The sequence below is a fragment of the Nocardia sp. NPDC006044 genome, from assembly GCF_042871115.1.
Lineage (GTDB): Bacteria > Actinomycetota > Actinomycetes > Mycobacteriales > Mycobacteriaceae > Nocardia.
Map to the genome: position 1 here is coordinate 460225 of NZ_JBIAID010000003.1, position 20576 is coordinate 480800.

The 20576-nt window shown below is 68.5% G+C and carries 12 protein-coding genes; 1 reads left to right on the forward strand and 11 read right to left on the reverse strand.

The window, feature by feature from the left end; translation table 11 throughout:
* Positions 1-28: 28 nt before the first annotated feature.
* The 4 genes from ACFYO1_RS26675 to ACFYO1_RS26690 are packed head-to-tail and all read right to left on the reverse strand — an operon-like array spanning position 29 to position 4652.
* Entirely contained in the window at positions 29-1051 is a 1023-nt protein-coding gene (locus tag ACFYO1_RS26675; RefSeq protein WP_387236426.1) for an ABC transporter permease, read from the reverse strand.
* A complete protein-coding gene (locus ACFYO1_RS26680) occupies positions 1048-2016 on the reverse strand; it encodes an ABC transporter permease (RefSeq protein ID WP_387236429.1) in 969 nt (322 codons plus the stop codon). Before ACFYO1_RS26680 ends, ACFYO1_RS26675 begins: the two co-directional genes overlap by 4 nt.
* Positions 2009-3553 (reverse strand): sugar ABC transporter ATP-binding protein, encoded by a 1545-nt coding sequence (locus ACFYO1_RS26685; protein WP_387236432.1) that lies wholly within the window; start codon positions 3551-3553, stop codon positions 2009-2011. Before ACFYO1_RS26685 ends, ACFYO1_RS26680 begins: the two co-directional genes overlap by 8 nt.
* A gap of 22 nt (positions 3554-3575) precedes the next feature.
* Entirely contained in the window at positions 3576-4652 is a 1077-nt protein-coding gene (locus tag ACFYO1_RS26690) for an ABC transporter substrate-binding protein (protein ID WP_387236435.1), read from the reverse strand.
* A gap of 173 nt (positions 4653-4825) precedes the next feature.
* Between ACFYO1_RS26690 and ACFYO1_RS26695 the strand changes: the two genes are divergently transcribed.
* Entirely contained in the window at positions 4826-5821 is a 996-nt protein-coding gene (locus ACFYO1_RS26695; protein ID WP_387236437.1) for a LacI family DNA-binding transcriptional regulator, read from the forward strand.
* Positions 5822-5857: 36 nt separating this feature from the next.
* Here ACFYO1_RS26695 and ACFYO1_RS26700 read toward each other — a convergent pair whose 3' ends face one another.
* The 7 genes from ACFYO1_RS26700 to ACFYO1_RS26730 all read right to left on the reverse strand — a co-directional run bounded on the left by ACFYO1_RS26700 (position 5858) and on the right by ACFYO1_RS26730 (position 20567).
* A complete protein-coding gene (locus ACFYO1_RS26700; protein ID WP_387236439.1) occupies positions 5858-6295 on the reverse strand; it encodes a TIGR03618 family F420-dependent PPOX class oxidoreductase in 438 nt (145 codons plus the stop codon).
* 106 nt (positions 6296-6401) lie between these two features.
* Entirely contained in the window at positions 6402-9326 is a 2925-nt protein-coding gene (locus ACFYO1_RS26705; protein WP_387236441.1) for a BTAD domain-containing putative transcriptional regulator, read from the reverse strand.
* 166 nt (positions 9327-9492) lie between these two features.
* The gene (locus ACFYO1_RS26710; RefSeq protein ID WP_387236443.1) at positions 9493-10794 is read right to left on the reverse strand and encodes a hypothetical protein; all 1302 of its coding nucleotides are present in this window, start codon (positions 10792-10794) and stop codon (positions 9493-9495) included.
* Between the two features lie 15 nt (positions 10795-10809).
* The gene (locus ACFYO1_RS26715) at positions 10810-11118 is read right to left on the reverse strand and encodes a hypothetical protein (RefSeq protein WP_387236445.1); all 309 of its coding nucleotides are present in this window, start codon (positions 11116-11118) and stop codon (positions 10810-10812) included.
* Between the two features lie 29 nt (positions 11119-11147).
* A complete protein-coding gene (locus ACFYO1_RS26720; RefSeq protein ID WP_387236447.1) occupies positions 11148-11957 on the reverse strand; it encodes an ESX secretion-associated protein EspG in 810 nt (269 codons plus the stop codon).
* Positions 11954-14578 carry a hypothetical protein gene (locus tag ACFYO1_RS26725; protein ID WP_387236449.1) on the reverse strand — a complete coding sequence of 875 codons (2625 nt, stop codon included), beginning with the start codon at positions 14576-14578 and terminating at the stop codon, positions 11954-11956. Before ACFYO1_RS26725 ends, ACFYO1_RS26720 begins: the two co-directional genes overlap by 4 nt.
* Positions 14571-20567: a hypothetical protein gene (locus ACFYO1_RS26730; RefSeq protein ID WP_387236451.1), complete on the reverse strand. Its 5997-nt coding sequence runs from the start codon at positions 20565-20567 to the stop codon at positions 14571-14573. Before ACFYO1_RS26730 ends, ACFYO1_RS26725 begins: the two co-directional genes overlap by 8 nt.
* Between the last annotated feature and the right edge of the window lie 9 nt (positions 20568-20576).

Genomic DNA, 20576 nt, shown 5'->3' on the forward strand with positions numbered 1-20576 from the left:
CGACAGGGGCGATCCGCGACCGGCGATCTCACTCCCGGCGCACGTACCCGAGCAGCCGCTGCAACACGACCACCACGAGCAGGAACGCGCCGCTGACCACCGACTGATAGTTGCTGTCCAGGGTGCCGATCTCGTTGATAATGTCCTGGATGACATTGCGCAACAGAACGCCGAAGAGGGTGCCGATCACCGTGCCGGCCCCACCGGTGAGCAGCGTTCCCCCGATCACCACCGCGGCGATCGCGTCCAGCTCGGTGCCCACGCCGATCACGGTGACCCCGGATTCCAGATAGGCCGCGGTCATCGCCCCGGCGAAGCCGGCCAGTAGCCCGCTGAGCGTGTAAACCATGATTTTCGTGCGGATCACCGGCAAACCCATGAGCACGGCCGACCGTTCGGACCCGCCGGTCGCGAACACGACCTGACCGAAGGCCGTCCGGCGCAGCAGCACCGCCCCGGCCGCGAACAGGATCAACGTCAGGTAGACCGGATACCCGATCCCGAACAGTGTCCCCCGGCCGATCTCCAGGAACGCCTGCCCCCGCTCGATCTTGAAGGTGGTCGCGCCCTCGTCGGTGATGGCGAGCAACAACCCGCGGGCAAAGAGCAGGGTCGCCAGCGTGACGATGAACGGCGCCATCCCGGTCCGCGCCACCAGCAGCCCATTGATCATCCCGATCAGGCCGCAGACCGCCAGCGGCAACAACAGCGCAGCCAGAAACCCCCACTGTGATCCGTACGCGGCCAGCACCCCGCCGAGCGCGTACACCGACCCCGCCGACAGGTCGATGCCACCGGAGATGATCACGAAGGTCATGCCGAGCGCGATCACCGCCAGGAACGAACTCTGCATCGCCAGATCGCGCATATCGGTGACGCTGCCGAAATGCGGCAGCGCCACCCAGGCGACCGCCGCCACCACGACGAAAACCACCGCCGCGGGCTGCTTCTGCAAGAACTCGAGGAGCAGTCGTGCGCTCCTGCGCACAGCCGACTCGGCGGGCGCGCCGGAGCGAGCCCGGCGATCGGCCGATCGGATCGTAGTGCTCATCGGCTGTTCCGCTCCCGCGCGACGTACACGGCCGCGACGATGATGACCGCCTGCACCATCTGCGCGGTCGAAGACGGCAGATCGTGCTTGATCAGGGTGGCCAGCACCAATTGCATGAGCAACGCGCCGGCCACGGTGCCGACCACCCTGACCTTGCCGCCGGTCAACGGCGTGCCGCCGACGACGACCGCGGTGATCGCCGAAAGCTCCATCAGCAGACCGATATCGGCCGGATCGCTGGCGTGCAGCCGGGCGGTGGCCAGCACCCCCGCCAGCCCGGCGAACACACCGCAGATCGCGTAGACGGTGACCAGCACCCGCCGGACCGGCAGCCCCGCCAGCTCGCTCGCGGATCGGTTGCCGCCGATCGCCACCAGCTGGCGGCCGAATGTCGTTCGGCGAATGAGCAATCCGGTGCCAATCGCGAGCACCGCCGCGATCAGCACGCTGAACGGCACGCCGAGGAGATCACCGGAGCCCAGGGTGAGGAAGGACGCGTTCTTGATGTCGACGAGCTGCCCGTTCGCGATCACCAGCGCCAGCCCGCGCCCACCGACCAGCAGTGCCAACGTGGCGATGATGGGTTGAATACCGATGCGCGCCACCAGAATTCCATTGAAAACTCCCGCCGCCAAGCCGATCAGCAGCGCCACGAGCACCGCCGCCGCCGGCCCGTAGCCGAGGTATCGCGGAATCATGGCGGCGGCCAGCGCCATCACCGCGCCGACGGACAGGTCGATGCCCTCGGTCCCGATCACCAGCGCCATGCCGAGCGCCACGATGATCACCGGCGCGGCCTGTAGCAGCTGGGTGCGTAAATTGGTGAGCGTCAAGAAGTTCGACGTGGCCACCAGATTGAACAGGATCAGCCCGCCGAGCGCGGCGTACACCCCGTAGGCCTGTAACCAGACCGTGGCCCGGCCCCGCCAGGCGGGTGGGCGCCGGACCGTCACCTGCTCAATCATGCGTCGCCCCTTCGGCTTCGACGGCGTCCGGCGCCTCGGCGAGCGCGGCCAGCACATTGCCCTCGGTGAGCTGATCGCCGGCGAGTTCACCGACGGTCGCCCCGTCGCGCAGGATGAGCAGCCGGTCGGCGCCGTCGAGCAACTCCTCCAACTCCGAGGAGATGAGCACGACCGCCAGCCCCGCGTCGGCGAGTTCATCGATCAGCGCCTGCACCTCGAGCTTGGCGCCGACGTCGATGCCGCGGGTCGGCTCGTCCAGCAGTAACAGCTTGGGCTGCAGGCACAACCAGCGCGCGAGCATGACCTTCTGCTGATTCCCGCCCGAGAGTTCGGATACCTTCTGCTCCGGACCGGCCACCTTGATCCGCAGCCTGGTGATGAACGTGTCGACGATCCGGTCCTGTCGCGCACGGCTGACCAAGCCGAACCGGGACAGCCGCGGCAAGGCCGCCAGCACGATGTTCTCCCGGACCGACAGCTCCGGAATGATCCCGTCCACCCGGCGATCCTCGGCCAGCATGGCGATCCCGGCCGCGATCGACGCGGGCGTGCTGCCGGATCGAACCAACTTGCCGCCGACGACGACCGTGCCCCGATCCAGCGGCAGCGCCCCGAAGATGGCGCGCGCGGTCTCGCTGCGCCCGGAACCCAGAAGCCCGGCCAGCCCGACGATTTCACCGGCACGGGCGGAGACCGAGACACCGGCGAGCCGATGCCTGCGGGCCAGATCCTCGGCGCGCAACACCTGTTCGGCGGTGGCGTGCCGATCGTCGCTGAAGTTGGTCGCGCCATGTGCCTCGAGCTCGCCGATATCGCGGCCGAGCATCATGGCGATCAGCGGCAGCCGCTCGAGTTCGGCCAGCGGCCCGGTGTGCACCAGCTTGCCGTCGCGTAAGACGGTGACCCGGTTGCAGATTCGGTAGAGCTCGTCGAGCCGGTGACTGACGTAGACCACGGCGATCTCGCGTTCGTGCAGGCGCTCGATCACCGCGAACAGCGTCTCCACCTCGCGCGGCTCCAGCGCCGAGGTCGGCTCGTCCATGATGACCACCCGCGCGTCGATCGACACCGCGCGGGCCAGCGCGACCATCTGCTGCGCGCCGACGCCGAGACTGCGCAGCGGCCGGCGCACATCGTCGACGACGCCGTATCCGGCCAGCAGTTCGGCCGCCATCCGGAACATCTTCCGCTGGTCGATGAGCCCCCACCGATTTCGCGGTTCGCGCCCGAGAAAGACGTTGTGCGCGATGCTCATCATCGGGACGAGATCGACCTCTTGGTAGATCGTGGAGATGCCCGCGCGTTGCGCGTGCAGCGGCGTCGGGAACACGACGGGTTCGCCCCGATAGCGCAACTCTCCGCCGTCGAGCTGATAGACGCCGGTCAGCGCCTTGATCAGGGTGGATTTGCCCGCACCGTTCTCCCCGACCAGCGCATGCACCTCACCCGGGCGCAGGGCGAAACTCACGCCGTCGAGCGCGCGGGTGCCGCCGAACTCCTTGCGCGCCTCGACCACCTCGAGGACCGGTTCGATCATCGGAACCTGCTTGCCGGCGTGATCAATACGAGTTGGCCGCCTTCGCGGCGGCGTTCGTCTCGTCGTACTCGTCGTCGGATATGATCACCGTCGCCGGGATGGCGGCGCCGTCCTGGAACTGCTGCAATGTCTGGAAAGCCAGCGGGCCGAAGCGCGGATTCGACTCGATGACCGCGTTGTACGAACCGTCGACGATGAGCTGCACCGCGTTGTGCGTGCCGTCCACCGAGACGATCTTGATGTCGGTTCCGGGTTTCTTGCCCGCACCCTTGATCGCGTTGACCGCCCCGATACCCATCTCGTCGTTCTCGGCGTAGACGGCGGTGATGTCCGGGTGGCTCTGCAACAGCTGCTCCATCACCGACAGTCCCTTGGACCGATCGAAGTCGCCGGTCTGCTCGGCGACGATGGTCAGCCCGGGTGTGCCTGCCAGCCGGTCCTTGAAACCCTTGGTCCGGTCGGTGGTGACGTTGTTGCCGGAGGAGCCGAGCAGGATCGCGATCTTGCCCTGGCCGCCGGTGACCCGGATCATCTGATCGGCCGCGCGCCTGCCCTGCTCGACGAAGTCGGAACCGATGAAAGTCAGGTAGTCCGTGCAGGGTTGGGAGGTCACCTTGCGGTCGACGGTGATGACCGGAACCTGCTTGGCCTTCGCCGCGTCCAGCGCCGGTTGCAGGCCGTCCGAATTCAGCGGGGCCACGATCAGCGCCTGCACGCCCTGGTCGAGCAGCGACTTGATATCGCTGATCTGCTTGTTCAGGTCGCTCTGGGCATTGGTGACGAGCAGGTTGCCGGACGGGATGCCCAGCGCGGCGGCCTGTGCCTTGATCGACGCGGTCTCGGTGATCCGGAACGGGTTGGCCTCCTTCTCCGATTGGGAGAAGCCGATTTTCGCCGTCTTCGGGTCGATCTTCGGATAGCCGGTCTGGGCCAGGGTGCAGGTCGACTGCCCGCTCGGCTGAGTCGCGGCCGCGGACGCCGCGGGGCCGGCCCCGGTCGGCGCGGACGAATCCGTCTCGGATTTCGCACATCCGGACAGGGTGAGGCCGACCGCGGTGGTGACCGCGACGACGATCGCGTGGGTCTTGGTGACGGGCATCGGTAACTCCTCCAGGGCACCGGCGTCGAGGGCCGGAGCGCGACCCGGTCCTCGCTGCCGTGCGAGGCGTTAGATGAGTTTTACAACGTTGGAACAACGTTGTAAGTAGTTTGGAGAAAACCGTTGTAGTTCGGTTTCCGTGGATCGGGCCGATGGCGAGGAGGAGCAGCGCAGTGGCCGCCACGCTCAAAGATGTTGCGACACTTGCCGGCGTCTCCATCAAGACGGTATCGAACGTGGTCAACGGGTACGACTTCGTCAAACCGGAGAACCGGCGCAAGGTGCTGGCGGCGCTGGAGGCGACCGGCTACCGGCCGCACCGTGGCGCGCGCAATCTGCGGCGGGGACGGACCGGGTTCATCGCGCTGGTGCTGCCGGAGCTGAGCATCCCGTACTTCGCCGAGCTGACCGGCCTGGTCATCACCGCCGCCCACCGGCACGAGTGGGGTGTGCTGATCGAACAGACCCAGGGCGTCCGGGGCCAGGAACGCGACGCCCTCTCATCGATGGGCCCCTACCTGATCGATGGGGCGATCGTCAGCCCGCAGGCGCTCGAGGCCGCGGACTTCGCCGAGCTGTCCCCCGCGGTCCCGCTGGTGCTGCTCGGCGAGCACGCCGTCGACGTCCCCTTCGACCACGTGGCCATCGACAACGTGCGTGCCGCCCGCACCGCCGTCGGTCACCTCGCCCGGATCGGCCGCCGGCGCATCGCGGCGATCGGCCACAACCCGCACCGCGGCACCGCCGCGCTTCGCCTCCTCGGCTATCGGGAGGCGTTGGCCGAGAACGGAATTCTCGAGCGGAGCGAGTTGATCGTGACGGCGCTGGAGTATCACCGGCGCGACGGCGCAGAGGCCATGGATCATCTCCTGGATCTGCCGGAACCGCCCGACGCGGTCTTCTGCTTCAACGACCTGCTCGCCCTCGGCGCGATGCGCAGGGTCGCCGAACGGGGCATGCGCATCCCCGAGGATGTGGCGATCGTGGGCTTCGACAACACCGAGGAGAGCGCGTTCAGCGTCCCGTCGCTGACCACCATCGCGCCGGACAAGTCCGCCATCGCCAGCACGGCGGTCGAACTGCTCCGCCGCCGAGGCACCGAAACCTTTGCCATCCAGGACATTCAGATCCCGTTCACGCTGGAGATCCGGGAAAGCACCGGCAGCTGAACGACATTCGGCTCGATGCGGCGGCGAGGAGACGCTTCAGCCGGCGCTCTGGTAGTCGGGTTCGATCCGGGCGACGACCCGCTCGAGATCACGGGAGTACGGGTTGCCGGTGTATTTCATCGCGAGGCGGTCGATGATCGGCCAGGCGGCGTCGCCGGTCAGCCATTCGACGACCTTGCCACGGATGATCACCGGCTGAAAGAACTTCTCCGCCGGGGTCATCGAGAGCGCGACGCGGGGATCGCGGCGCAGGTTGCGGGCCTTACGGCTGCCGGGACCGGTGAGGATGACGACATGGTCCCCGTCGGTGCCGACATAGACCGGGATCGCGTGCGGCGAGCCGTCGGGCAGGAGGCTGGCGAGGTGGGCGTGCGGTGCGCCGTCGAGCACTCGGCGCACTTCCGGGTCGAGGGTGCGAGGTACGGAATCGACCTGGTCGGCCGACGCGGTGTCGGCGCTGAAGTCCTTGCTCATCTCGATATGCCTTTCAGAGTTCCTTCAAGAGACTCCAAGAACGTAGCACTCTGAGTTCCCTAAGGGAACCCCGATTTCGGATAGGTTTCCGCGCATCGCGAATCCGCTATTTGCTTCGCGACAACGCGAACAACGCGGAGGAGCCGTTGACCGGACGCGGCGACGACCGGTCGGGGCCGGCCAGTCCGATGCGCTTGCTCAGCTGGGCGACCTTCCGCAAGATCGGCTCGGCCTCGTCGGTGCGGCCGACCGCGGTCAGCGCGCGGCCGTACACCCGCATCGCGCGCAGGCGGCGCACGGTGGCCGAGACCTCGGTGAGCGCCCGCACGGCCTCCGCGGCGATCGGCACCGCCGCCTCGGCGTCGCCGCTGTAGAGCGCGACCTCGGCCAATCTGGCCAGCGCCCAACCCTCCTGATGCCGGCGCCCGTCCCGGCGGGCCACCTCGAGCGCCTGCTCACACAGCTGTCTGGCGGTCACCGGATCGCCGCGGTGCAGCGTCGCGAAGCCGAGCTCGTGCAGGGCCATCGACTCGAGCCGAAGGCTGCCGACCAGCCGCGCGATACACAGAGCGTGTTCGGCGGATTCGGCGGCCTCCGGCCAGCGCCGGGCGTCACAGTAGGTGCGGGCGAGGGTTGCCCAGCCCATGCCTTCGCTCCACTGGTTTCCGCCCTCGCGTCCGAGTTCGATGGCGCGCCGGAAGTGTTCCGCGGCGACGTCCACGTTCTCCTGGTACGCCATGGCGGTGCCGAGCATCTGCTCGGCGAGGACCGCGCCGGCCAGATCGCCTAGGTCCCGCAGCAGCGCACCCACCTGCCGGAGGACGCGCGCGGCGTCCAGATCGCCCATGCCGACCAACCGGGCGACCGCGGCGGCGAGTTGCGCGCGGCCCATGGTCTGCTGATCATTGTCCTGCTCGGCGGCCCGGCTCAACGTGTCCAGCACGGTCGCCACCTGCGGCAGGTGCTCGCCCGCGTCGCCGCCCACCGCCAGCGAGAGCGCGAGATCGACGGCGAGCGTGCGGGTTCGGGCGTCGGGCACCTCGGCGACCTGCCGATAGAGCGCGACCAGCCCGAACCGTTCCGCCTTTGCCCATGCGGCACACTGCCGTTCGTCCGCGAACGACTGCCCGGCCACGCAGGTCGCGGCGTAGTAGTCCGTGCCGACACCCGGATCACGCAGTTCCACAATGTTTTTCGCGCTGGCCAGATAGAAGTCGATCAGCCTGCGCAGGGCGTCCGACCATTCCGCCCGCTGCGCCGGATCGGCCACACCGCGGGCGAACAGCCGCAGCAGGTCGTGATACCGGTAGCGACTCCGCTCCGGCGTCTGCAACATGCCCAGGTCGACCAGCGTTTCGCACAGCCGCTCGGTCTCGGTCCGATCCCGGTCGATCAGCGCGGCGATCGCGGCGACCGACAGATCGGGCGCGTCGGAGAACGCGGCGAGCACGAAGACGCGGGCGACCTCGGGGGTGAGCAGGCGGTAACTCTCCCGGAACACGAGTTCCACGCTCGTGTTGCCGACCGAGAGTTCGGCCAGGCGGCCGCGCTCGTCGGCCAGGCGCTCGGCCACCGCGGCGAGCCGCCACGTGGGTCTGCTCGCCAGTCGCGCACCGACGATGCGCAGCGAGACCGGCAGATGCCCGCACGCGCGCAGGATGGCGCGCGCCGCGTCGGGCTCGTCCCGCAGCCGCCGGACCGACACCATGCGCTCCAACAGCGACCACGCCTCGTCCGGGGTCAGGACGTCCAGCGGGACAAGTCGCGCATCGAACAGTTCCGCCAGGCTCGAACGGCTGGTGACCAGCACCGCCGCCGTGCCGGAGCCGGGCAGCAACGGTGCGAGCTGTTCGACGTCACGCGCGTTGTCGAGCACCAGCAGAATGCGCTTGCCCGCGACCAGGTTGCGCCACAGTGCGGTTCGTTCCGCCAGGTCCGACGGCAGCTCAGCCGCCTCGATGCCGAACGAGCGGAACGCGACTGCCAGCAGCATGTCGGCCGATCGCGGATGTTCGTCCAGCCCACCGAGATCGAGATACAACGCGCCGTCCGGATAGTTCTTCCGCGCGCGATGCGCGAGATGCACTGCGAGCGTGGTCTTTCCGACACCGCCCAGCCCGGTGATGGCGATCACCGGGCGGTGGTCGGAGTCCGCGTCCAAGACCTCGGCCAGCTCGTGCGCCACGCCTTCGCGGCCGACGAAGTCGGCCAGATCGGGCGGCAACTGCGCCGGTATCCGCCGGGGACCGGAATCCGTTGCAGCGGTGGACAGCTCGGCGGTTTCGCCCGCGTCCGGCGCCTCCGCCGACAGGATCTGCTGATGCAGCCGAGCCAGCTGCGGACCGGGCTCGAGCCCTAGCTCGTCGGCCAGCACCCGGCGCGCTTTCCGATACACGTCGAGCGCCTCGACCCGCCGCCCGCTGCGGTGTAGCGCGAGCATCAGCAGTTCGTACCAGCGCTCGCAATGCGGGTCGGCCGCGATGAGCGCCTCCGACTCCGCGACGGCGACCGAATACCGCCCCAGATCCAGCGCGACGGTGACCCCGACCTCATACAGGGCCAAGCGCAGCCGGCTCAAGCGGGCACGCTCGCCCTCGGCCCACGGCCCGGGCAGCCCGATCAGCGGATCCCCGCGCCACATCTGCTGTGCGACGGTGAGCTTGGCGTCCGCCTCGTCGACCGAACCCGAGCGGCGATCGGATTCGGCGGCCGCGATCAGTTCCTCGACCGCGACGACATCGAACTCGACCGGCAGGTCCAGCCGATACCCACCGCGCGTCGAAGCGAGCCACTCGCTCCCGGCACCCGCGTGCCCGTGCGCGTCGAACAGCCGACGCAGCACGAGCACATGATTGCGCAGCACGCTGGCCGCGGTTTTCGGCGGCCGGTCGGCCCACAGGCGCGCGGCCAGCTGCGTCGTCGACAGCGTGGATCCCGGCTCGGCCGCGAGCATGGCGAGTACGGCCAGCAGCTGTGGCGCCGCGATGTCGAGCTGCCGATTCCCCAGCCACACCTCGACCGGCCCCAACATGCGTAGTCGTAGTTCTCCGGGCCCCGCCCCATCAACACCCGAACACTGCTGCGGTGCCAAACGAATCCCTCACATTCGAATCCAGCCGAGCAACAAGGATTTCAGTTCCTACCCAGCAGAGACCATGCCGGTACGGCACACTCAAACGGATGTGATGGAGGTCACATTAGCGCGACGGCGCGTGATCCTGCGCCAGTGCGGCCGGCACCTTGGTCACCAACCCCGCCAGCGACAGCTGGTACAGAGCACCGTCGATGTCGTCGTTCGGGTCGGTGAACAGTGCGGTCACCGTGTCGCGCGTGACCACGCCCGCCTCCGCGGCGGCCACCAATGTCGCCGCGGCGGTGCGCAGTTCGTCGCTCGGATCGTCGCTGAGCACGCCACACACCACGTCGATCACGGTCTCGTCGGTCCAGATGCCCGGCACGGCGGGACTCAGCAGATCCGCGGTCGGCGAGTCACCCCGATACCAGCTGTCGTCCTCCCACCAGTAACAGAACGACATCAACCCGCGGGCCGCCCGCGGGTTGAGCACCTGGTTGGCCACCCACTCCGGCGCGCCCGCGTACAGGTCCGGATGTGGCGCACCCTCGTTGTACGCGGCGTCCAGTTCCGGGGCATTCCACACGCCGCCGGACAGAATGGCCCGGCCGCCGGGCAGCACATACAGCGTGGACCCGCTGCGCGCCGAGCCCTCGAAGATGCCGAGCGCGGGCTGGATCCGCGGACCCCACTCGGAACCGACGGCGACGAAGGTGGCCGCGATGGTCGCCCATCGGGCCCACAGCACGGGCAGCACCGGAAAGTCGTCCGCCGACCGCGTCGCGCCGACACCGGACTCCCGGTCGGCCCGAGCCTGCGCGGCCGCCTGCTGGGGCGAGCGCCACTGCCGATTCTCGTGGCCGAGGTAGGCGGCCAGCCACATCGGCAACCGCCGGCGCGGAAACGCCTGGAGATCGGCGAGATACGCCTCGGGCACCAGCAGGTGCTCGTCCGGGAACGGCTCGTCGCCGTAGTCGTAGTCGAGTTCCAGCCGGCCGCTGACGTCGAACTGCATCGTCAGCCGCCACCAGGGTCCGTCGCCGAGCGGGGCCGAGGCCTCGCGCTGCCACCGGACCAGTTCCATGATCTCGTCCGACGGCTCGATCCGGACGGCCCCGTCGGCCTCGTCGAAGTAGACGGCGGTCCGCACCCCGCCCGCGACGGTGAGCGCGAAAACCGCCGCCATCCGCCGCCAGCCTTCGGGACCGGCGACCGCCAGTTCCTGCGCGATTCGCTGGGCCAGTTCGGCGGCCTGATCTTCGGCCGTCGGTTCGGCCGAGACCGGTTCCGGTTCGGGTTGCGGCACCGGCGAATCGGAGAGCTCGGGGCCCGGATTCGCCCCCGAAGAACCGAGGCCGCCGAGCCGGAAGGCGACGTCCGGCGTGGCACCGGCCTCGGCCGGAGGGTGCTGGTGTGGATCGGTCATCTAGTCAGCCACTCCTCACGAATTCCCGGAATCCATGTTGTCCATCTTGTCCGCGGCGCCGTTCATGCCCTTGCTGAACTTCTTCGTCGAATCGGTCATGTTGTCACCACCGGTCAGCAGGTTCTCCGCGGACTTGGTGTAACCCTTGTCGCCTTTGGTGAACTTGTCCCCGTAGTCGTCGGTGCCGAACGGAAACCCCCTGGCCTGCAAGTTGTTTCGCAATGTGGTCATGATGTCCTCGGTCTTCTTGCCGACCTCCTCCATCTTGGCCGCGGCACCGCGCAATCGCGTGGTGTCCACCTCGATCCTGCGTTCACCGGACATGGCGTCGCCTCCTGTCTCTGCTCGTACGGTCAGTATCGGTCGTCGGGACGCCCTGTCTCCCAATGCGTTTCCAGGCGCTGCATCAGATTGTCGATATCCCGCTGGATCCGCTCGGTCAGCTGCCGCTGACCGGTGGCGACCGCGATCGGCGCTTCGTCGAGCGACATGACGTACCGGCCGTCGTCGGCCACGTCGCGCCACATCATCTTCGTCTCGTGAATGCCGCGCGGACCGTACTTCGAGCGCCCCTGCACCACGATGATCGATCCGGTGCAGTCCGCGCGCCGCTGGAAGAACTGCTGGGTCTGATAGACCGGCGAATCCTCCCGCTCGTCCCGGATATAGCTGCTGCCCCAGGTCGGCACCTCGTGCTCGGCCGGATCGGTGATCACCGGAATGTCCGGCAGCCGACCGGCTTCCACCGGCGGGAGCGAGGCGACCACCGCACCGGCCAGCGCGCGCGGATCACACTCGGTGACGGTGAACGCCGGGGTGTCGTAGGTGATCAGGCCGGGCGCCTGTTCGAAGAGGTAGCCGTGCGCGCCTGCCCGCGCCGCGTGCAGGTGGTACTGCTTGGCCAAATTGCTCTCCGCCTGCTCGTCCCAACTGCGCACGCGCACAAACAGTTCGGGCGCGGTCAGCACCTCGATCGCGCCGTCGAACGAGCCGCCGAGCCGACGCCGCAGGTCTGCCCAGACCACCCGCTTACGCCGTTGCAGCTCATCGGCCATGACCACCTCGTCGGTGACGAACAGGAACGGCGTCGGCAGCGAGCCGTCGCGATACTGCTCGCACAGGACGATGAATTCGAGCGCGGTGAACTTCCATTGCTGCGTCACGGCTCGATCACCGGCTTCGACCGCTCGATGTCCGGCCCGAGGGCGCTATCCAGATTGGTCACCGAGTCGAGGTACTTGGGCCGCTTGTACTCCCCGCTGCCCTGCGCGCCGGGACCAGGTCCGGGACCCATCGGGCCCGGAGCGGCTCCGGCCGGCGAGGTCTGCACCTGATGAGCTTCGGAGATGCCCTGAATCGCCGCCCGCGGGAACAACTTCGACGATTCGACCGGGCCACCGGACAGCGTGGTGAGCGGCGGGTGTGATCCGCCGGGTCCGCCGGGTCCGGGACCGCCCGGCCCGGACGGGAGGCCGGCCGCGTGCCTGAGCGCCGACGCGAGATCGGTCGGCGCTCCGCTGCCACCGGCCATCTCCATGTGCTGGAGTTCGCCGAGGCCGGGGATGCCGAGCGCCCCGTTGTGCGCAAGGCCGGCGAGCGCCTCGGTGCCGGTCTTGACCACGTCGCCGATCGTCGAGGTGAGCCCGTTCAATCCGTCCGTCAACAGCTTGAGCAGGTCCCCGCCGCCCGGGGTCTGGGCGATGCTGCGCCCCAGATCGCGCATGGTGTCCGGGCTCAGGTTCCGCAGTGCTTCCGGATTGAGGTTCTTCAGCGTCTCGGGGCTGATGTTCTTGAGCACGTCCGGGCTGAGGTTCTTCAGGGTTTCCGGGCTGAGGTGCTTCAACTGTTCCGGGCTCATGCCGCCGAGGATGTCGGAGCCCAGCTTCTTCAGTTCGTCCGGGCTCAACCCTTGCAGCAGATCGGCACCCAGCTTCTGCAAGGCCTCCGGGCTCATGTTCTTCAGCAGATCCGGGCTCAGACCACCGAGCAGATCCGCCCCGATCTTCTTCAGCGCCTCCGGATTCAGATCCTTCAGCGGGTTCTCCCCGTGCAGGAGCTTGCTGAGCAGATCCTCCGGCGAGCCGGGGGCGGGGCTGCCACCCGGCTTGCCCGGCCCCGGGATCGGCGGGTTGATCTTGGGTCCGGGCGACGCGGAGCCCGGACCACCGATCGGCTTACCGGTGGGGCTGCCGCTGGAACCGCCGCCCGGGCCGCCGGTAGAACCGAGGCCGGGTCCGCCGACCGAGCCGCTCGGCGCGGGCGATTTGCGCTCCTCGTCGGCCGCACCGAGCTTGGACAAATCGGGGATCTGCGTGTTCGGGCCGGGCGAGCCGCTGCCACTCGAACCGGGGCCGCCTTTCGACCCGGAGCCGCTGGCGCCCGGTCCGCTGGCGCCGGGGCCGCCGATGCCGCCGGACTTGCTGTCGCCGAGACCTTGCTTGTGGCCGTCCTCGTAGCCGCCCTTGTAGTTGGGGCTGTTCTTGTCTACGTCGCCGGGGTTACCGCCGCCGCCGGTGCCGGAGTTTCCGCCACCGCCGGGTCCGCCCTTGCCGTCGCCCTTGCCGTCGCCGTTACCGTTTCCGCCGCTGCCGTCGCCCTTACCACCGCCATCTTTCAGGCCCTGTTTGTAACCGTCCTGGTAACCCGCCTTGTATTCAGGACTGTCCTTATCGACCTTGTTCTTGTTGTCGCCCTTTCCATCACCCTTGTTGTCGCCCTTTCCATCACCCTTGTTGTCGCCTTTCCCGTCGCCCTTGTTGTCGCCGGGCGGCGGCGGTGCGGCAACAGTGCCGGTCACGGCGATCAGCGGCATCGCGGCGACCGCGCCCTCGATGCCCGGCAGATAGGTGTCCTTGTACCGGCCCCGGTAATCGCCGAGCCGATCCCGCTTCACGCAATCCGAGGCGTAGGTGTTGTCCCAGGTCTTCTCCGGAGTCTTGTTGAACGTGTAGTTGAGCCACTTCGAGCAGTACAGCAGATCGTTGCCGAGGTTGATCAGGCTGTTGGAGAAGGTGATCGAGCTTTCGGTGAATCGCTGAATCGCCTTGGTGGCCTGGTCCGCACCCTGGCCGGTCCACATCTCGGACGTCACGCGCTTCAGCGCGCCGTTCAGATCGGTGAGATCTCCGCTGAGCTGTCCGCTGATCCAGTTGTAGCGGGTACCGGCCTCATAGGTCCGCCAATCGTGCCCGATCAACGAGCGGCCGAAGGTGTGAAACCGATCCCAGCCCCAGCCGCTGCCGTCCTCGACGCTGATCGGCTGGCCGGGATCGACGCCGGTGGGCGGCTTCAGCTTGTCCGGGTTGCTGTTGGTATTCGAAAGATGCGGCTCCTTCGGCGGATCGCTCTTCGGCTTCATGGGATCGACCTTGCCCATGTCGCCGACCTTGTCGATCCCCTCGGCCGACTTGCCGTCAGCGTCGCGATATTTCTTGCCCGCGATGATGAACGTGTCCCCCATGTCCTCCATGATCTTTTTCATGGTGTCCATCGCGGTCAGGACGTCTCGACCCTTTTGATTGAATCGGTGCGTGAGCTGGATGCCGCCCGTCTCGTCGGACCAATCATCCATGCTGGCCATCTTGTTATTCGTGATGAAGTCCTGATACCACTTCAGTTTTCCGATCATGTCGTGACACAGTTGGGCGGCTGCGAGCACGACCTTGGGATCGAATTTGACGGTGTCGAACGACAACGTGCCGTTATCGGCCTTGGAATGCAGGTCTTTCCAGTCGTTGGCCGAGGTCTTGGTCGTGTCGTCGATCTTCTTGGGCTCGTCAGCCATCTGCGCTTCTCCTCGTGGTCGATCGCGCTGTGCTATCCGGTTCGGGGTCCTGGTTCGAAGCTCCCAAAGCAAAAGGGACATCGACGGATTCGTCGGGTCCGGCTCGTTCGGGTGCCTCGGACGGCGAAGGCATCAGCATTGATTTCGGTGCCTTTCGTGGCTTGTCGTTCTTCTTGCGCTCTCGGCGTGGTGGCTTCTGTTTCGCTCCGGCGGCGGATTGCGTGGTGGGCGGTGGGGCGCTGGGCGGGGCACCCGGTGGCGGCGTGCCTCCTGGCGCGGAGGACCCACCCGGCTGATGGCCGTCCTGCGGTGGCGCGGGCGGGCGTCCGGGGGTGGACGGGTGCTGGGCTCCGGCCGCGTCCGGATGCGACGAGTTTCCGTGCTGCTCGGGGATTTTCGTCGTTCCAGGCCTGGACGAGTCGTCCTGGCCACCTGGCCCGCCATGCCGGTCCCCGGCGCCCTGGCCGCCGGGATGTTCTCCGGAGCCCTGCCGTTCACCGTGGCCCGGATCACCAGGTCGGTCGCCGGAACCCGGTGTATCCGAGCCGTTCTCGGCGCCGGGAGCGTGCGGCTGATCCGGGCCACCGGGGGCACCCGCGTGGCCTCTGGAGCCCTGACCTCCGGAATCGTTGGAATCGCTCTGTCCATCCGGACGATGCTCCGCCCCCCGCCCGTCTAGGCGATCCTCGGCGCTGCGACCATCTGAATGGTTCTCCGAACCGGCACTACCCCGGCGACTTTCAGAATCCGAACCATTTGGTCGGCCTTCAGACCCCACACCGCCTGGTCGGCCCTCGGAACCCGAACCACCCGGGCGATTGTCCGAACCCTGCCCATCTGTGCCCTGACCACTCGGCTGGCCATCACCCGGACGGTTGCCGGCACCCGAAGTATCCGGATGATTGCGGAACTCTGGCCTGCCGGGATTGCGCTCAGTGCCAAGCGATTTCGCTTCGCCCCGCGGGTCCGGCGCACCGGAGCCGCCGCGCGAGTCGTTCGATGAAGCGGAGTTGCCCCCGGTACCGGAATGCGCACCTTGCTCGCCCGAACCGCCGGCGGCCTGCTCGCCCAGCTGATTCAGCATCCCGCGCAACCCGGACAGGTCCGGCGGCGGCGGCACATTCGGCGATGAACCCGCACTCGATTCGGCAAGGCGGGTGAAGTCCGGCGACTGCCCGCTCTCGCTCGGCAGCAGGGACGCGCCGCTGTCATCCGGCGGCGGAATCATCCCGTCCGCGGCGTGCAGGTTCTGCAACATGTTCGCCAGCTCCGCCGGGTCCAGTTGCTGGTCGGCGGACTGATCTCCGCGGTCGTCTTCGGCCGAGTCCGCTTGATCCGCACCGGAATCACCGCGGCTTTCATCCCCCTGGCCGGAATCGTCTCGCTGTTCGCCGGAACCACCGGAGTCATCGGAATCGCGGTAGTGGTTACCACCAACGCCATCGGGTCCGTCACCCTGACCCGAGTCGCCGCCGGTACCCGGGCCGCCGGAGTCGTTGCCCTGTCCGGAATCCCGATCGTCACCCGAGTCGCGGCCGTCACCGTCGGAGCCCGCACCGTCGCCGTAGTAGTAGCGGTCCTCCCCACCCGGACCCCAATACCCTTGATAGTCGTCGAAGAGATCGGGATCCGGTGGCTCCCAATCGTTCCCATCTACGTCTCTGCCGTATCCCGGTGGAATCCAATCGTCGAGCTCGGGCGCTCGCGGTGCGTGGTACTCGCCCGGCCGCGGACCGATCTCCGGCACGCGCCGCGGACGCGTCTTGGTGGTCTCGTCACTGCCGTCGATCCAGGAGTTCTTGCGCAGCGGAGGTGGCGGCGGCGCGTCGGTCCCGTTCGGATGGGAGACGTAGATCTTTCCGTCGCCGTCGACCTTCCAGGTGGTGCCGTCCGGTCTGCTGCCCCAGGAGGTTCCGTCCGGCGCGGTGACCCGCACGGCCCCGTCCGGCCGGACCTCGCGCACGGTACCGTCCGCCTCGGTGACGAAAGTCGTGCCGTCCGGCCGAGTCCCGCGCGCGACGCCGTCGGCATCGGTGACCTTCGCACCCCGCGAACCGATTTCGGCGGTCGAACCGTCCGGATGGGTGACGCGGAAGCCGTCGGAGGTCCGCTCGACCTGCGCACCGTTGGACAGGTCGAGCGGCCCTGTCACCTTCCGGACCTCGGTCTCGCCGTTCGGCGTGGTGATGCGCACGGATCCGCGCGAGCCCGACTCGTAGGTGGTCCCATCGGGGTCGAACACCTTGCTGCCCTTGGGCGTCGACTCGAAGCCGGTCCCGTCGGGCCGATCCATCTGGATGATGCCGTGCTTGCGCGGACCGTCCTGTGGGAAGCCGCCGAGCCGGTCGCGCGGACTGAATTCCAGCGTGCCTTTCAGGTCGCTGTGGACGACGGTCCCGTCGGGATGCTGAGATCGACCGCCGCCCTGATTGTTACCGGAGTCGAAGACGACATGCCTCGTGCCGTCCGGGTTCTCGACCGTGACGGCGCCGTTGGGCTCGGCGGTCTGCTTCGTCCCGTCGATGCCGGTGGTGACGATCGGCTTGCCCGGCCCGGATTCGACCACCGTGCCGTCCGGCTTCGAGACGGTCTTGTCGCCGTTGGGTGCGGTGAATTCGGTTGCGCCGTTGGGCTTCACCGTCGTGGTCCAGTCGTCCGGCGACTTGGTCTGCACCGACCCGTCGGGCAGCACCGTGTGCGAGATGCGTTCCGGCCGGTTGAAGGACGGCGAGCGCACGCCGGTGTCCTTGCCCGCCGAACCCTCGGGACGCGGTGCCGCGCCGGTGCCGTCGGGCGAGACGAACGCGATCGGTTGATCGGGGGCGATCCGGAGGGCCTGCTGATCGCCGGGGCGGCTCACCACTATGGTGCCGTCGGGGTCGATCACGTGCTTGGTGCCGTCCGGGGAGGTGACGACGAAGGAGCCGTCGGCCTTGCGTTCCCAGCCCGCGCGATCATTCGGCACGACGTGCGTGCTGCCGTCGGGCCTGGTGACCGTGGTGGGCCCGTCCGGCGGCGTGTGGATGGTGGTGCCGTCCGGCTCGCGCTGCGTCCGATCGCCGGACGCCGAACGGAAGTCCGTCGCGCCGTTGCGCTGGATGGTCGTCGTCGAGCCGTCCGGGGACCTGGTCTGCACCGAGCCGTCGGGCAGCACCGTGTGCCGGGTGCCGTCGGGCCGGCCGAAACCGAACTCGCGCTCGGACCCGTTCGCTCCGCCGCCGCGTGGGGCGGGTTGTGCCGCAGGGTGATTGGCGGAGTTCGGCACGAACTCGGTGGCGCCGTCGGGGCGGATGCGGACCGCCGTCGGATCGCCGGGACGCGCGATGGTGATGTTCCCGTCGCGGCCCACCAGGTGGCGGGTGCCGTCGGGCGAGGTGACCAGCACGTCGCCTCGTTCGTTGCGGATCCAGTTCGGATTCCCCGGACGCTGTTCCTCGTGGGTCCAGCCGCCGCGGCCGCTCTGCACCGCTCCCGGCGGCCCGCTCGGGTCGTGCTGACCCGGCGGCGTGGCCGCCCGTGGCGGTGGCTGGTGCCCCTCGGGCGGCGGCAGCAGCCGCTGCTCCGGGCGCGGCGGCGCACCCGTGTCGTGTTCGCCCCGTGCGTTGGACGACGAGGAAACGTTGGTCGACTCCGGACGCGAGGCCGGCGGTGTCCCACCGGAATTCGACGCGGCGATCCGTTGCGGCGGCTGCTGCTGACCCGCAGTAGTCGAGTTGGGCTCGGGCACCGATGAACGCGGGCGGCCGGCCGGGGTCGAGTTCGACTCGTTCGTCGGCGGGCGTTGCGACGACGATGTTCCCTCGCCCGCACCGGCATTCGACACCGACGGACGTTGCGGCGGCCCGGCCGGAGACTCCGAGCCTGCCCCGCGCTGCTGCGACGAACCCGCCGGACCCGACTCCGAACCCGCCCCACGCTGCGCCGACGAACCCGCCGGACCCGACTCCGAACCAGGCACCCGCTGCTGCGACGAACCCGCCGAGCTCGACTCCGAACCCGCCCCACGCTGCGCCGACGAACCCGCCGAACTCGACTCCGAACCGGGCACCCGTTGCTGCGGCGACGAGCCAGCAGAACCCGACTCCGAACCAGGCACCCGCTGCGGCGACGAGCCAGCAGAGCCCGACTCCGAACCAGGCACCCGCTGCGGCGACGAGCCAGCAGAACCCGACTCCGAACCAGGCACCCGCTGCGGCGACGAACCGGCCGGGGTCGACTCCGGACCCGACGGCCGTTGCGACTGTCCCGCAGTGATATTCGATTCGGGCGTGGTGGGGCGCACCGAGGGCTGCGCGTCGCCGGCCGACGGCTGCGGGGCCGGCGAACGCTGGTACTGCGCCGAGCCATCGTTCCCGGAGGCGGTGCGCGTGTCCCGGCCGGCGCCGTCGGTGCGTTCGGGCGAACCGCCGGCGCTCGACGAATTGCCGTTTCCGGCGGTGGAATTCGGGGCGGCCGAGGGGCGCTGCTGCGTGCTGCCCGGCTGATTCGACGCGGACTGCTGCCCATTCTGCCCGCCACCGGTGGACTGATTATTCGGCGCCGATCCGCCATGCGTCGACGTCGAGCCGTTCACGTCGCGCGAATTCCCGTTCCCCCCAGCAGTATTCAGCGGCGGCGAGCTTCCTTCACGGCCTCCCCCGCCGCCCGGCGAGGAACTGTTCTGCCCGTTCGCCGTGCTGTGCTCGGACCTATTCCCGCCGGTGCCGTTCCCGCCACCCGACCCGTTACGCGAGTTTCCGCTGTTGTTCGATTCACCAGGGCCGTTCGACTCGTTGGTCCGGGTCGGAAAGGTCGAGGGCGACGTATCCCGGCCGCCCCCACGCGATCCCGAACCGGACTCGTCGAAGGTGATCGCCCGGTTGCTTCCCGGGGATCCGTTCGTCCCGAAGTTCCCCGGCCGGTTCGTCGCGTGCTCACCGTCGAAACCGGCGCGGTTGCCGTTGGCTCCGTTGCGCCCCGGATCGGCGGAGAACCCGCCCTTCCCGGAGAAGCCGGCCGACCCGTCCTTGTGCGATCCCCACGGAACCTCGAAGCCGTTGCGGTTGTTGAATCCGTGAATCCCGACATAACCCTTGACGCCGCCCGCGATCCCGCCGCGTGCCGCACCGCCGACCCAGCTGGCCGGGTTGCCGAACGTCCCCTCCCAATCGCCGGTGATCATGACCGCGCCGAGACCGCCGACCGCGGCCCCGAACGGGCTGGAGCCGATGCCGACGACCATCCCGTTCCCGGCGCGCACCCACGGGTTGGAGATCTTCTCGCCGAGCAGCTTTCCGGTGAATTTGCCGATCCCGTCGGCCGCGATGCGCCCGAACGGCGAACCGAGACCGGAGGACAGCACCGAGACCCCGAACTCCTTGCCGTCGAAATGCTTCCGGTGACCGGCGGCCATCTGCCCGAGCTGCACGCTCGCGTCCAGCGCACCGGAGATGAACATCGCCTCGAGGATCTTCAGCAGGTAGCTCTTGCTGAGGTTGGCGAACTTCTCGCCGAACACTGACAGCACCTTCGCCAGGATCCGTTCCTGGAGTTGCAATTCCAGCCTGCGCAGGATCGATTGGGTGGCCGCGGTCTCGGCCGCCTCGACGGCCGGCGCGGTCGGCGGGAACATCCAGGCCCAGGCGATCTCGATGGCCAGCGCGATCAGCGAGACGATCGTCATCAGCTTCGCGGCCTCGATCTGCGTGCCGAAATCGAAGACGGCGTCGGAGATCTGCTCCATGAACTTCGCCAGCGATTCCATCGACTGATCGCCGGTGATCATCTGGTCGAACAGCGCGCCCATCTTCTCGCCGCCCGCCCCTTCGGGATAGGCGGACATCGTCATGCGCTTGACGTCCTCGATATCCGGGGTGAGCTTGCTCAGCGCCGAGCCGGCGTCTTTGAAGGCGTCCGAGACGTGCCATACCTCGGTCTCGTCGCCGTCCGGCCACGCACCGCCCGCGATCCACCCCAGCCAGCGCAGCTCAGGTGGCAGATACAGTCCCATCTCGGCGCG